We start from the raw sequence: 13856 nt of genomic DNA, 5'->3' as shown, positions 1-13856 counted from the left end.
ACTTGCGTTCTGTCGAACCGGGATGGATGCTTGTACAGAGCAACTAATTGGGTGATACAAGCAACGAGGTGTCAGGTGGTCGATCCGGGCAGGTGCACTGGCGTCGATCCGGAGCTCGAGCTCGCGGATCGGGTCGGCATGGCGATGGTGCGGCTGAACAAGATGCACGCCCAGGTCGCACACCAGATGGCCAAGCAGGGCATGGACAAGTCCGCCTTCGTGCTCCTCGCGACGCTCTCCGGTCTCGGTGAGTGCCGCTCGAGCTCGCTCGCGGAGGCGGTCCTCTCCGACCCGTCCACGGTCAGCCGCCAGGTGGCGGGACTGGTGAAGGACGGGCTCGTCGAGAGGCGTGCTGACCCGGCGGACGGCCGGGCCAGCGTTCTCGCGGTCACCGAAGCGGGCCGCGAGCTGATCCTGAACCGACGCCGGGAGCGCAACGAGGCGATCCAGCAGGTGTTCGCGGACTGGGCCGACGAGGAGTTCAAGGGCTTCGCGGACCTGTTCGAACGCTTCGTCCACGACTACGAGCGCAAGATTCCGGCGCTCTTGACCGACCGCGGGACGGGGACCCGCGCAGGAGGGGAAGACTAGAGATGTCACAGACGACCGATGCGGCGACACCCGCGCCAGGGGTCTCCCTGACGCATCGCCAAATCCTGACGGTGCTGTCCGGCCTGCTGCTGGGCATGTTCCTCGCGGCGTTGGACCAGATGATCATCGCCAGCGCCATGAAGACCATCGCCGACCAGCTGCACGGCCAGACGCTGCAGGCGTGGGCGACGACCTCCTACCTGATCACCGCGACCATCACGACCCCGTTGTACGGCAAGCTGTCCGACATCTACGGGCGCAAGCCGATGTACCTCGCGGCGATCTCGCTGTTCCTGCTCGGCTCGCTGCTCGCGGGCATCGCGACGTCGATGTACGAGCTCGCGGCGTTCCGCGCGGTGCAGGGCCTCGGCGCCGGCGGTCTGATGTCGCTCGCGTTCGCGATCATGGCGGACATCATCTCGCCGCGTGAGCGCAGCAAGTACTCGGCCTACTTCATGGCCGTGTTCGGCTCGGCCAGCGTGCTCGGCCCGGTCATCGGCGGCGTCTTCGCCGGCCTCGACACGTTCTTCGGCGTCACCGGGTGGCGCTGGGTGTTCCTGGTGAACGTCCCGATCGCGCTGCTCGCGCTGTTCGTCGTCGCCCGCGTGCTGAACATCCCGCACAACCGGGTGAACCACCGCATCGACTTCGGCGGCGCCATCGCGCTGACCGTGGGCCTGGTGCCGCTGCTGATCGTGGCCGAGCAGGGCCGCGAGTGGGGCTGGGCGTCGCCGACCTCGATCGCGATGTACGTGGTGGGCGTGCTCGGCCTGGTGGCGTTCGCGTGGGTCGAGAGCCGCATGGGCGACGAGGCGCTGCTGCCGATCCGGCTGTTCCGCAACCACACGTTCGCGCTCGGCAACACGATCAACTTCGTGCTCGGCATCGGCATGTTCGGCGGCATGGTCTCCATCCCGCTGTACCTGCAGATCGTGAAGGGCGTCTCGCCGACCACCGCGGGGCTGATGCTGCTGCCGATGACGTTCGGCATCATGTCGGCCACCGCGATCGCCGGAAAGGTGACCTCGTCGACCGGCCGCTACAAGATCTTCCCGATCATCGGCGCCGGCCTGATGGCGATCGCGTTGTTCCTGTTCAGCACGATCGGCACGGACACGCCGAACTGGCTGACCATGATCTACATGTTCGTCATGGGCGCCGGCCTGGGCCAGTGCATGCAGACGCTGCTGCTGGCGATCCAGAACGACTCCGAGCCGCGCGACATGGGCGTGGCGACGGCCTCGGCGACGTTCTTCCGCCAGATCGGCGGCACCGTCGGCACCGCGGTGTTCCTGTCGATCCTGTTCAGCACGGTCGGCGACAAGATCGCGGAGGGCCTGCGGACCGCGATGCAGACCGAGGCGTTCAAGGTGGCGCTGACCCACAACCCGGAGTTCGCGAAGACGCTCCAGGGCGGCGGCACCGGCGTGGACATCAACAACACCGAGTTCCTCAACGGCCTCGACCCGGTGCTGGCGCGGCCGTTCCTCGACGGCTTCTCCAGCGCGATCGACCTGGTGTTCCTCACCGGCGGGATCGTGATGGTGGCGGCGTTCGTCCTCGTGTGGTTCCTGCGCGAGAAGCCGCTGTCGACCAGGTCCGGCCTGGAGCGGGTGGCGGACGCGGAGGCCGTCGCGGTCTGAGTCAGGGCGTGAAAAAGGGGGCCGCGCTGCGCGCGGCCCCCTTTTCCCGTGTGTTCAGTGCAGCGTTTCGCCGCGCGCCTCGGCGTCCTTGAGGCGCTGGTAGGAGCGGTGGATCTCGGCCTCGGCCTCGGTGCGGCCCACCCAGGTCGCGCCCTCGACGCTCTTGCCGGGCTCGAGGTCCTTGTAGACCTCGAAGAAGTGCTGGATCTCCAGGCGGTCGAACTCCGCCAGGTGATGGATGTCGCGCAGGTGCTCGTGCCGCGGGTCGAAGGCCGGGACGCACAGAACCTTGTCGTCGCCGCCCTTCTCGTCGGTCATGCGGAACATGCCGATGGCACGGGCCGCGATCAGGCAGCCGGGGAACGTCGGCTCCTGGACGAGAACGAGGGCGTCCAGCGGGTCGCCGTCCTCACCCAGGGTGTTCTCGATGAACCCGTAGTCAGCCGGGTACTGCGTCGACGTGAACAACGTGCGGTCGAGGCGGATGCGACCAGACTTGTGGTCCACCTCGTACTTGTTGCGCACGCCCTTGGGGATCTCGATCAGGACGTCGAACTCCACTGGTCCTCGCTCATGTAGCCCATTCGTGACGCCCACTAGTGTGGACCACGACGCCCTGTCAACCCTCATCGGAGCGGCGGCCGGAGGGTGTGAGATTGCCCGTACCGAGCTGACGGAGGTCCACTTGCCGGACGAGCCCCAGTGGCCGACCGAGGACGACGACGCCGGATCGGCCGGCGCGCCCTCGGAGTCGACGCTGCAGGTCAACCGCCCTCCCGTCGAGCAGCCGACGATGCGGTTCCCCCTGGCCCCGGTCCTGGCCGCACCGTCCACACAGGAGCCCCCGCGCTCGTCGCCCGTCCGGCAGACGGCGGCGGGTGCCGGTTCCCGGCCCGGTGGGTCCGGTGGGTCCTCCGGTGGTTCTGCGGGTGGTTCCGCAGCGGGTTCGGGCAGGTCAGCGGGTGGGAAGTCTCACTCGGGGATTGGTGCGGAAGGCGGCCAACCTCGGGCGGTCCCGGTTTCCGCGCGTCCGGCGGACTCCGGGGAGGCGCTGCGTGCGGCGCCGGTGCGGATCGCGCCGGGCGGCAGCGCCCGGCAGCCCGCGGCGGTCGTGGAGCCGAGGGGCGACCAGACCCGCGTGGTTCCCAAGCCCGGTGTGGTCTCGAAGCCCGGGGTGGTCTCGAAGCCTGACGCGGCCGCCACGCCCGACGTGGTTCGCCCGGGGGAGGCCGGACTCAAGTCCGAGGGGGCTCGCGGAGGAGAGGCTTCCCGGTCCGAAGCCGCTCCCAGGGGCGAGGCTGCTTCCCAGGCCGAGGCCGCTCGTGGAGGCGAGGCCGCTCGTGGAGGCGAGGCCGCTCGTGGAGGCGAGGCCGGCTCCAAGCCCGAGGCGGCTCCTGGGGGCCAGGCCGTTCGCAAGCCGGAGGCGGCTCGTAGGGGCGAGGCCGCTTCTGGTGGAGAGGCTGCTCGTGGAGGCGAGGCTGCTTCCCAGGCCGAGGCAGCTCGTCGAGGTGAGGCTCCTTCCCGGTCCGAGGGGGTCCACAAGGGCGAGGCTGCTCCTGCGCCTGAGGTGGCCCGTCGGGGCGAGGTCGCTCCCGAGCCTGAGGCGGCCCGTAGAGGCGAGGTCGCTCCCGAGTCCGAGGGAGCCCGCGGGGGTGAGGTCGCTTCCCGGTCCGAGGGGGTCCACAACGGCGAGGCTGCTCCTGCGCCTGAGATGGCCCGCAGAGGTGAGGTCGCTCCCCGGTCCGAAGTGGCCTACAGGGGCGAGGCTGTCTCCAGGCCCGACGCGGCGCGTAGGGGCGAGGTCGCTCCCAGAACCGAGGTGGACCGCGGGGGTGAGGTCGCTTCCGAGTCCGAGGGCACCCGCAGTGGCGAGGCTGCTCTCAAGCCTGAAGTGCTCCGCCGAGGTGAGGCTGGGTTCAAGCCAGAGGTGGCCCGTGGAGGCGAGGCGGCTCCCAAGGCCGAGGCGGCTCCCAAGCCCGAGGCGGCTCCCAAGTCCGAGGCGGCTCCCAAGTCCGAGGCGGCTCGCAGGGGCGAGGCCGCTGCCCAGCCCGAGGCAGCTCGCGGCGGCGAAGTTGTCCACAGATCCGAAGTTGTCCACAGGGGTGACCAGAAGACGACCGAACTGTCGGTCCCACCTGGCAAAGTTGAAATCGGGGGACCCCAGGGAGGGGACCCTCGCGCGAGCATGGTCGCCAACGCCAAGACGGCGCGGGTCGACCAGCTACCGCAGTCGGAGCGGTCGTGGTTCGACCAGACGGCCAGGCCGGACCAGCAGCGTCCGGACCAGCAGCGTTCCGGCCAGCAGCGTTCTGGGCCGCGCGTCGAGCAGCAGCAACGCGGTGAGCAGCAGCGTCCTGACCAGCGTCAGCAGCGCCCCGAGCCGCAGCCCGTCCCGACGATGCGCGTCGACCAGCTCCAGCGCCACGAGCCGACGCGCCGGGAACCGCTGAGGCACGAGCAGACCGGCCAGGAGCCCCAGCGCCAGGAGTGGCAGCGCCAGGAACCGTCGCGCTTCGAGCAGTCCCAGCGCCCACAGCCACCCCGCCCAGACCAGCCGCAACGTCCCAACGGGTCCCAGCGCCCAGAGCCCCAGCGCCCCGACCAGCACCGCCCCGACCAGCACCGCCCCGACCAGCACCGCCCCGGCCAGCCCCAGCGCCCCGCCCCCAAGCCCGAGCGCGAAGACCTCCCCGTCACGGGCTACGACGAGGAACCCGAGGACCGGCTCACCACCGACGAGCCGAAGAAGAGCCGCAAGCCCCTGCTCGTCGTCCTCAGCCTGCTCGTGGTCGCCGCGCTGGCCGGCGCGGCCGTCTACGCGGTCAACGAGCTGGGCGGCGCCGAGGCGGTCGAGACCAGGCCGCCGGCTCCGCCCGCCGTCGTCCAGCCGCTCGTCAAAGCCGCCACCGCGGGTGCGCCGGCGCCCAGTCCGGCCGGTGTGCAGCGGGCTCTCGCCGGTCCGGCGGCCAACGGTGTACTCGGGCCGCTCACCGGTAGCGTCGTCGACCCCGCCAGCGGTGCGTTGCTGTGGCAGCAGGCCAACACCACGCCCGCGACGCCGGCGTCCAGCCTCAAGATCCTCACGGCGGCCGCGGCGCTGCTCAGCCTCGAGAAGACCGACCGGCTCAGCACCAAGGTCGTCCAGGGGGCGGAGCCCGGCACCGTCGTCATCGTCGGTGGCGGTGACCCCACGATCTCCGGCGTGCCCGGCCGGTCGGTCTACCCCGGTGCCGCGACGCTCGACGACCTGGCGGGCCAGGTCAAGCAGAAGGGGCCGGTCACCAAGGTCCTCTTCGACCTGAGCCGCTACACCGGCGAGGCGCTCGGGCCGCAGTGGGAGCCGGGCGACATCGGCGGGGGCTCGGTCGCGCCGATCGTGCCGTTCATGCTCGACGGCGGACGGGTCGACCAGGCCAACACGAACGGTGTGCGCACCGGCAGCCCGGCCCAGGCCGCGGCGGACGCGTTCGCGCAACGCGTCGGCGCCGCGGCGGCCACCGCCGGCACGGCCCCGGCGGGCGCGCAGGTGCTCGGCGAGGTCAGGTCGGCTCCGGTCGAGCAGCTCGTCGACAACATGATGCAGATCTCCGACAACGTCCTCACCGAGGCGATCGCCCGCGAGATCGCGATCAAGACCGGCAACGAGCCGTCGTTCACGGGTGGGGTGAAGGCCGTGCGGGACGTGCTGACCAAGAACGGGTTCGACCTCACCGGGGCGAGCTTCGTCGACGGCAGCGGGCTCTCCGCGGCGAACAAGATCCCGGCCAAGCTGCTCACCGACGTCCTCACCGCGGCGGCCAAGCCCACGGTGGACGACCCGCGCACCGCGAAGCTGCGGCCGTTGCTGACGGCGCTGCCGGTGGCGGGCGGCAGCGGCACGCTCGCCGAGCGCTACGGCGGTCCCGCGGCGGACGGCAAGGGCTGGGTGCGGGCCAAGACCGGCACGCTCACCGCGGTCAACGCGCTCGCCGGCGTGGTCGTCGACGTGGACGGGCGGGTGCTCGTGTTCGCGTTCATGTCGGGCAGCAGCGGCAACCCCGAGACCGAGGTGCGGCCGGCGCTGGACGTGCTCGCCGCCGCGTTGCGAGGCTGTGGCTGTTCGTAGCGGGGCGCGCGCAGGTAGCGTCGGAACCGTGAACGGCGCGACGGAGGCAGAACTCGGCCCGGTGGACTGGGAGCTGGCGGTTTCGACCGCCGTGCGGCTCGTGCGGCCGGGTCCGGTGATCGGCAGGGACGAGGCGGACCACGTCGTCGGCAGACTGCGCGAGCTCGCGCCGCAGGCCGAGGTGCACGTCCGCGAGCTGACCGGTCTCGGGCAGGGGCTGCCGCTGCTGCCGGGCGAGGTCGTCGACCGTCCCGCGTGGGTCAGGGCCGCCGCGCAGGGGCTCGCCGCGCTGACCGGGCCCGCGATGCCGCGCCAGAACGGTCCGATGGCGAGCATCCTCGCGGGCACCGCCGGGGTGCAGGCCGGTGTCGTCATGGCGTTCCTGTCCTCGCGGGTGCTCGGCCAGTACGACCCGTTCAGCCCGAACGAGCAGCTCGCCGGGCGGTTGCTGCTCGTCGCGCCGAACATCGTTGGCGCGCAACAGGCCCTGGACGTCCCCGAGGACGACTTCCGGATGTGGGTGTGCCTGCACGAGTGCACGCACCGCCTGCAGTTCACCGGGGTTCCGTGGCTGCGGAAGTACTTCTCCGACCAGGTCACCGGTCTGCTGTCCGCAATGGACGAGGAACGGGCGCCGCTGCCCGACGTGATCCGCGACTTCCGGCACAAGCTGCGCGCGGGCGACGGTCCGATGGGGTTGATCGAGCTCATCCAGTCGCCGCAGCAGAAAGCAGTGCTGGACCGGCTGATCGCACTGTCCACTTTGCTCGAAGGCCACGCCGACCACGTGATGGACGCGGTCGGCCCGGCCGTCGTGCCGTCCGTGTCGACGATCCGCAGCCGCTTCACCGCCCGCCGCAAGGGTGGTGGCCTGCTCGACCGGATCCTGCGCACGGTGCTCGGCGTCGAGGCGAAGGTGCGCCAGTACGCGGAGGGCGCCGAGTTCACCGAGTACGTCGTGGAGCGCGTCGGCATGGACGGGTTCAACGCGATCTGGACGTCCGCCGACACCCTGCCGACCCGCGCGGAGATCGCCGAACCGATGACGTGGCTGCGCCGCGTGGCACCGTGAACGGCCCGGTCGCGCGGATCAGGACGGCGGTGCGCGGGTTCCTCGACGAGGTGTGCCCGGAGGCGGTGACCGTCGCGGTCTCCGGCGGCGCCGACTCGCTCGCGCTGGCGGCCTGCGTGGCGCGGCTGGCGCCAGGCGCGTCCGCGGTGGTCGTCGACCACGGCCTCCAGCCGGGCTCGGCCGACGTGGCGCTGCGGGCGGCCCGGCAGTGCGCCGACCTCGGTCTCGTGGCGCGGGTGGAAGCGGTGCGGGTGGAGGGGCCCGGCGGGCCGGAGGCGGCGGCGCGCAACGCCCGCTACGCGGCGCTGAGGCCGTCGCGCGGTGTCGTGCTGCTCGGCCACACCCTCGACGACCAGGCGGAGACCGTGCTGCTCGGCCTGGGACGCGGATCCGGTCCCCGGTCGATCGCCGGCATGCGCGCTTACGACCCGCCCTGGGGACGTCCGCTGCTCGGCGTGCCACGGGAAGTCACCCGTGCCGCGTGTGCGGAGCAGGGCATCGAGGTGTGGGAGGACCCGCACAACCAGGACCCGTCTTTCACCCGCGTGCGGCTGCGGACCGAGGTGCTGCCGCTGCTGGAGGAGGTGTTGCAGGGCGGCGTCGCCGCGTCGCTGGCGCGCACGGCGGCCCAGCTACGCGAGGACTGTGACGCACTCGACTCCCTGGCTTCGGCGTTCAGCGGCGACTGCTGTGCCGTCGACGACATCGGCGAGCTGCCCACGGCGTTGCGACGCAGGGTGCTCAGGTCGTGGCTCATCGACGAAGGCGTGCCTGAACTGTCCGATTCGCACCTGCGGCGCGTGGACGCACTGGTGAGTGAATGGCGCGGTCAGGGCGGTGTTTGGCTACCTGGCGGCTTTGTCGTGCGGCGCGCGCATGGCAGGCTCGCTGTGGAACCACAGTCTTAAGCAGAGGGGACCTGTCCGTGTACGACGGCGACATCGCATCCGTGCTCATCACCGAGCAGGAGATCAGCGACAAGGTCACCGAACTCGCCAAGCAGGTCGCGGCTGATCACCCAGAAGGTGACTCCGACCTCGTGCTGATCACCGTGCTCAAGGGCGCAGTGATGTTCATGGCCGACCTCGCCCGTTCGCTGCCCGTCCCGGTGCAGCTCGAGTTCATGGCCGTTTCGTCCTACGGCTCCTCCACGTCGTCCTCCGGCGTGGTGCGGATCCTGAAGGACCTGGACCGCGACATCGCCGACCGCAACGTGGTGATCGTCGAGGACATCATCGACTCGGGGCTCACCCTGTCGTGGCTGCTCAAGAACCTGCAGTCGCGCAGGCCCCGTTCGCTCGAGGTGTGCACGCTGCTCCGCAAGCCCGACGCGGTGAAGGTCGAGGTGCCGGTGAAGTACGTCGGTTTCGACATCCCCAACGAGTTCGTCGTGGGGTACGGCCTCGACTACGCCGAGAGGTACCGCGACCTGCCCTACATCGGCACGCTGGACCCGAAGGTCTACTCGAACTGACCTTCCGCTCGCCTGCCGACGCAACGCGGGGGCCCCGCGTTTCCTCCTGGGAAACGCGGGGCCCCCGCGTTGCGTCGCCGATCAGCAGTTCGGGCGGCACCGCCGCTGCGAGACGGCGTCGAGCAGCACGCCGCGGATGTCCTCCGGGTTCGGCGCCTGGTAGGCCTTGCCGCCGGTGGCGGCGGAGATCGACCGCAGCGCGTCCATGTCGACCTCGTCACCCAGGCCGACCATGATGATCGGCACGGGCTTGGCCGGGTCCGACTCCCGCTTCAGCGTCTCGATCAGCGCGGCCGTGTCGATCGACGAGATGTCGTCGTTGCGGCCGTCGGTCATGAGCACCACGGAGTTGACCTTCGACGGGTCGTAGCCGGACAGCACGTGCCGGTAGGCCGCCAGCGTGGTGTCGTTCAACGCCGTGCCGCCGCCGACCAGGCCGGGGAGCTGGCTCGCGCCGGCCTCCAGGCGCTTGCGGCGCGCCACGCCGGCGATGGGTTCGCCCAGTGGACCGATCGGGACGAGCTCGATCCAGTCGTTCGGCGGCTTCTTGTCGGTCGAGAACGCCCACAGGCCGATCTGGGTGGTGTCCGGCAGCATCCCGAGCGCGGTCATGGACGCCGCGGTGGCCGCCTCGACCCGCGTCCTGCCGTTGCCGCTCTTCTCGATCATCGAGCCGGAGACGTCGATGACGGTCAGCATGCGCATGTCCAGGCTGATGGCGCCCCACGTGCGCAGCAGCTCCGACACCTGGTCGGCGTCCGGGGTCTCGATCAGCTTCACGTCACCGGCCTGCACGCCCTCGACGTCGGTCGACCACTTGGCGGGCGCGGCGCCCTGGACCGTGCGGAAGCCCGCCTCGCCGAAGCGCTTGGAGGTCTCGGCGGAACGCAGCGTCTTCTCGAACTCCGCGGCGGCCTCGCCGATGCCCTCCGGCTCGTTCGGCCGCGAGACCCGGACCAGCGGGTAGTCGAACGAGAGCGTGCCCTCCTTGGGCGGGGCGCCCAGGACGGCGTTGTCCTTGACCGAGCGGTTGTTGGCGACGACCGACTGCTCGGTGGCGGCGAAGAGCGGCGCCTTCTCCGCGTCCGTGGTGACCCGGCCGAACGAGTCGCGCACCGACGGCACGGCGCTGCGCCCCACGCGCAGCAGGGTGCCGACCAGCTCCGGCTTCGGCGTCCCGTCCGGGTTGCCCAGCAGCGTGCGGATCACGAAGAGGGAGGCGAGGCCCTCCGACGTCATCGTCGGGTCGCTCATCGTCACCTGGACCTTCGGGTCGACGACCCTGGCCCAGGAGACGGGGGTGACCGGGAAGCCGATCTTGGACATCGCCTGCGCCGACCCGGCCATCACCAGCGGGCTGGTCGCCAGCGAGGGCTTGATGTCGAGCTTCGGCGCCTCCGGGCCGGTCTCGGCCGCCTGGCGCTGGGCCTCGGCGGCCCACATCGAGGAGTCGGGGATCCACAGCGAGTGGGGGTTGATCTGCGCGGTGGGGAGCTCGTTGGCCACGTCGGCCGCGTTGCGCGACTCGACCTGGACCTGGACGCACCGGCCGTTCACGACCGGTTGGGACCGCTGGTAGTCCTGGGCGGCCGCGTTCACCACATCCAGTGCCGCCGGGGTGACCGCGACCTTCAGGGGCAGTGCGCCGGAGCAGTCGGCGCCGCTGGTGACACGGAGTGCCACAACTGTGACGCCTGCCGCCGCGACGACTCCGAGCAGGGCGGCCAGCGGGAGGGCCACCCTCCGGAACAAGCCGGGGGACGTGTGACGTGCTGACATACAGTTACTTACCTTCGGTCACTTATTCACTCTTTCGAGTGGTGGGGGAAGCACTCGGGTGATGCACGAGGATGACATGGGACCAACAAACGTACTGAGATAGCGTGACCTGCGTCACTTGTCTGGGTGGCTGCAATTGTTCCGGATGAACCAAAGTGCGTGAACATGCGTGGCAGGGGTCACGCGCGGGAACCCGGAACCGCCCCCACCCGTTGGTTGCTCAGTACCCGACCAGCGGGCGGTAGGCTGGTCGGACGCGGTATGTGGGTCTTCCACTGCCCGACGCGCAAGTCAGGGAGGGTCGAGGCCGCCCGCCGGCCGTAAGTGCATGGACCGCAAGCGCCTGCTTCGCAACCCGCTGCTGTGGATCGCTGCGGTGTTGCTGCTCTACTTCGTCTTCACCGTGCTCTTCGACGACTCACGGGGTTACCACCAGGTCAAGACGTCCCAAGCACTCCAACAGGTGCGGGACGGCAAGGTCAAGGAAGCCACGATCGAGGACAAGGAGCAGCGTCTCCGCCTCACCCTCACCGACGGCACCACGTTCGAGGGCAGCAACCGCCTGATCACGCAGTTCCCGGCCAGCTCGACGGACGAGATCTTCACCGTCCTCGACCAGGCCGGCAACAAGCCGACCGTCGAGACCAAGGTCAGCCAGGAGTCCATCCTGATGCAGATCTTGATCTACCTCGTGCCGCTCGGCCTGTTGCTGCTGCTGCTCATGTGGATGATGAACAACGCCCAGGGCGGTGGGAACCGCGTCCTGAACTTCGGCAAGTCCAAGGCCAAGCAGTTGTCCAAGGACATGCCCAAGACGACGTTCGCCGACGTCGCGGGCGCCGAGGAGGCCGTCGAGGAGCTCGAGGAGATCAAGGACTTCCTCCAGAACCCCGGCCGCTACCAGGCGCTCGGCGCGAAGATCCCCAAGGGCGTGCTGCTGTACGGCCCGCCGGGCACCGGCAAGACGCTGCTCGCGAGGGCCGTCGCCGGTGAGGCCGGGGTGCCGTTCTACTCGATCTCCGGCTCGGACTTCGTCGAGATGTTCGTCGGTGTCGGCGCCTCGCGGGTGCGCGACCTGTTCGAGCAGGCCAAGCAGAACGCGCCGTGCATCATCTTCGTCGACGAGATCGACGCGGTGGGTCGCCACCGCGGTGCCGGTCTCGGCGGCGGTCACGACGAGCGCGAGCAGACGCTGAACCAGCTCCTCGTCGAGATGGACGGCTTCGACTCGCGCGGCGGGATCATCCTGATCGCGGCGACGAACCGCCCCGACATCCTCGACCCCGCCCTGCTGCGCCCCGGCCGCTTCGACCGCCAGATCCCGGTGTCCGCACCGGACCTGAAGGGCCGCAAGCAGATCCTGCGCGTGCACTCGAAGGGCAAGCCGCTGGACGCGGAGGCGGACCTCGACGGCCTCGCGAAGCGCACCGTCGGGTTCTCCGGCGCCGACCTCGCGAACGTCATCAACGAGGCCGCGCTGCTCACCGCGCGCCAGAACGGCACCGTCATCACGGCCGCCGCGCTGGAGGAGTCGGTGGACCGCGTGATCGGCGGTCCCGCCCGCAAGAGCCGGATCATCTCCGAGAAGGAGAAGAAGATCACGGCCTACCACGAGGCCGGGCACGCCCTGGCCGCGTGGGCGATGCCGGACATCGACCCGGTCTACAAGGTCACGATCCTCGCCCGCGGCCGCACGGGTGGCCACACCCTCTCGGTGCCGGAAGAGGACAAGGACCTGATGACCAGGTCCGAGATGATCGCGCGGCTGGTGTTCGCACTGGGTGGCCGCTCGGCGGAGGAGCTCGTCTTCCACGAGCCCACGACCGGCGCGTCCAACGACATCGAGCAGGCGACCAAGATCGCCCGAGCGATGGTCACCGAGTACGGCATGAGCGCCAAGCTGGGCGCTGTGAAGTACGGCCAGGAGCAGGGCGAGCCTTTCCTCGGCCGTTCGGCCGGCCGGCAGGCGGACTACTCGCTCGAGGTCGCGCACGAGATCGACGAGGAGGTGCGCAAGCTCATCGAGGCCGCGCACACCGAGGCGTACGAGGTGCTCAACACCTACCGCGACGTCCTCGACGACCTCACGCTCGAGCTCTTCGAGAAGGAGACCCTGCACCAGAAGGACCTGGAGCGGATCTTCGCCCGCGTCGAGAAGCGGCCGCGCATCACCCAGTTCAACGACTTCGGTGACCGCAAGCCGTCCGACATCCCGCCGGTGAAGACGCCGGGCGAGCTCGCCAAGGAACGCGGCGAGCCGTGGCCGCCGGTCGTCGAGGACACCCTCGACGCCGAGCCGGAACCGCTGCCGGCGCCCGCCCCCGGCGAGCAGCCGGCCGAGCAGCCGCCGTCGTCCAACGGCTCCAACGGCGTCCACCAGCCGGGTCAGCCGGGTGCCCAGTCGGGCCCGCCGAACTACGGGGCGCCGCCCGGGTGGACTCCGGCGACCGTTCCCGGCGGCAAGCCGCACAACGTCTGGGAACCGAAGAAGCCGCAGACGGACCAGGACGAGCGGAAGTGACCGAGCACCACCAGCTCGACGCAGACGCCGGTCTCACCCACAACGGGGAGGCCGGCGTCTCCGCGCGGCGGGTCTTCGACCAGGCGCGTGCCGAGGCGGCCGTGCGCGAGCTGCTGCTCGCGTGCGGGGAGGACCCGGAGCGCGAAGGACTGCGCGACACGCCCGCACGGGTGGCGCGGGCTTACCGGGAGCTGTTCGCGGGTCTCTACACCGACGCGGACACCGTGCTCGCGAAGACGTTCGACGAGAGCCACGAGGAGCTCGTCCTCGTCACCGACATCCCGATGTTCAGCTTCTGCGAGCACCACCTGCTGCCGTTCCACGGCGTGGCGCACGTCGGGTACATCCCGAACGAGGCGGGCCGGGTGACCGGGCTGTCCAAGCTCGCGCGGCTGGTCGACCTGTACTCGAAGCGGCCGCAGGTGCAGGAGCGGCTGACCTCGCAGGTCGCGGACGCGCTGGTGCGCAGGCTGGAGCCGCGCGGCGTGATCGTGGTCGTCGAGGCCGAGCACCTGTGCATGGGCATGCGCGGCGTCCGCAAGCCCGGCTCCCGCACGACGACCTCGGCGGTGCGCGGGCTGCTGCGCACGTCCGCGTCCACGCGGGCGGAGGCGATCGAGCTGATCAGAGGCCGGTCGCGGTGAGTGCTCTTCCTCGTCCCGGCCGGTGCG

At 70.5% G+C, this 13856-nt stretch carries 10 protein-coding genes; 8 read left to right on the top strand and 2 right to left on the bottom strand.

What is annotated here, in order from left to right; translation table 11 throughout:
- The first annotated feature begins 75 nt into the window (after positions 1-75).
- On the top strand, positions 76-591 hold the full coding sequence (locus tag BMW88_RS08810) for a MarR family winged helix-turn-helix transcriptional regulator (RefSeq protein WP_245777640.1): 516 nt from the start codon (positions 76-78) through the stop codon (positions 589-591).
- 2 nt (positions 592-593) lie between these two features.
- Positions 594-2234, top strand: a complete 1641-nt coding sequence (locus BMW88_RS08805; RefSeq protein WP_089950069.1) for an MDR family MFS transporter — start codon at positions 594-596, stop codon at positions 2232-2234.
- 54 nt (positions 2235-2288) lie between these two features.
- Here the strand turns inward: BMW88_RS08805 and BMW88_RS08800 are convergent, their stop codons facing one another.
- A complete protein-coding gene (locus BMW88_RS08800; protein WP_053738779.1) occupies positions 2289-2795 on the bottom strand; it encodes an inorganic diphosphatase in 507 nt (168 codons plus the stop codon).
- A 1624-nt stretch (positions 2796-4419) separates the two neighbouring features.
- Between BMW88_RS08800 and dacB the strand changes: the two genes are divergently transcribed.
- From dacB to hpt, 4 genes are read left to right on the top strand one after another with little or no spacing between them, the layout of a single operon-like run.
- Positions 4420-6339 (top strand): D-alanyl-D-alanine carboxypeptidase/D-alanyl-D-alanine endopeptidase, encoded by a 1920-nt coding sequence (dacB, locus tag BMW88_RS08790; protein WP_089950067.1) that lies wholly within the window; start codon positions 4420-4422, stop codon positions 6337-6339.
- 28 nt (positions 6340-6367) lie between these two features.
- Positions 6368-7411, top strand: a complete 1044-nt coding sequence (locus tag BMW88_RS08785) for a zinc-dependent metalloprotease (protein ID WP_089950066.1) — start codon at positions 6368-6370, stop codon at positions 7409-7411.
- The gene (gene tilS, locus BMW88_RS08780) at positions 7408-8319 is read left to right on the top strand and encodes a tRNA lysidine(34) synthetase TilS (protein WP_089950285.1); all 912 of its coding nucleotides are present in this window, start codon (positions 7408-7410) and stop codon (positions 8317-8319) included. Before BMW88_RS08785 ends, tilS begins: the two co-directional genes overlap by 4 nt.
- 17 nt (positions 8320-8336) lie before the next feature.
- Positions 8337-8885: a hypoxanthine phosphoribosyltransferase gene (gene hpt, locus BMW88_RS08775; RefSeq protein ID WP_089950065.1), complete on the top strand. Its 549-nt coding sequence runs from the start codon at positions 8337-8339 to the stop codon at positions 8883-8885.
- Positions 8886-8966: 81 nt separating this feature from the next.
- On the opposite strand, the gene BMW88_RS08770 is transcribed toward hpt, so the two are convergent.
- Positions 8967-10664 (bottom strand): substrate-binding domain-containing protein, encoded by a 1698-nt coding sequence (locus BMW88_RS08770; protein WP_089950064.1) that lies wholly within the window; start codon positions 10662-10664, stop codon positions 8967-8969.
- Positions 10665-10992: 328 nt separating this feature from the next.
- Between BMW88_RS08770 and ftsH the strand changes: the two genes are divergently transcribed.
- Positions 10993-13185: an ATP-dependent zinc metalloprotease FtsH gene (ftsH, locus tag BMW88_RS08765; RefSeq protein WP_089950063.1), complete on the top strand. Its 2193-nt coding sequence runs from the start codon at positions 10993-10995 to the stop codon at positions 13183-13185.
- Positions 13182-13829 (top strand): GTP cyclohydrolase I FolE, encoded by a 648-nt coding sequence (gene folE / locus BMW88_RS08760; RefSeq protein ID WP_089950062.1) that lies wholly within the window; start codon positions 13182-13184, stop codon positions 13827-13829. Before ftsH ends, folE begins: the two co-directional genes overlap by 4 nt.
- Positions 13830-13856: the final 27 nt, after the last annotated feature.

Origin of the sequence: Lentzea xinjiangensis (genome assembly GCF_900110955.1) — a bacterium.
In the GTDB taxonomy this organism is placed as follows: Bacteria; Actinomycetota; Actinomycetes; order Mycobacteriales; family Pseudonocardiaceae; genus Lentzea; species Lentzea xinjiangensis.
This window is presented reverse-complemented; position numbering and strand designations above follow the sequence as displayed.

What these genes read in the sequence shown, in the direction of transcription:
- ftsH (WP_089950063.1), top strand. Translation starts at nt 10,993, where the DNA reads ATGGACCGCAAGCGCCTGCTTCGCAACCCGCTGCTGTGGATCGCTGCG.
- BMW88_RS08770 (WP_089950064.1), bottom strand. Translation starts at nt 10,664, where the DNA reads ATGTCAGCACGTCACACGTCCCCCGGCTTGTTCCGGAGGGTGGCCCTC.
- BMW88_RS08805 (WP_089950069.1), top strand. Translation starts at nt 594, where the DNA reads ATGTCACAGACGACCGATGCGGCGACACCCGCGCCAGGGGTCTCCCTG.
- dacB (WP_089950067.1), top strand. Translation starts at nt 4,420, where the DNA reads ATGGTCGCCAACGCCAAGACGGCGCGGGTCGACCAGCTACCGCAGTCG.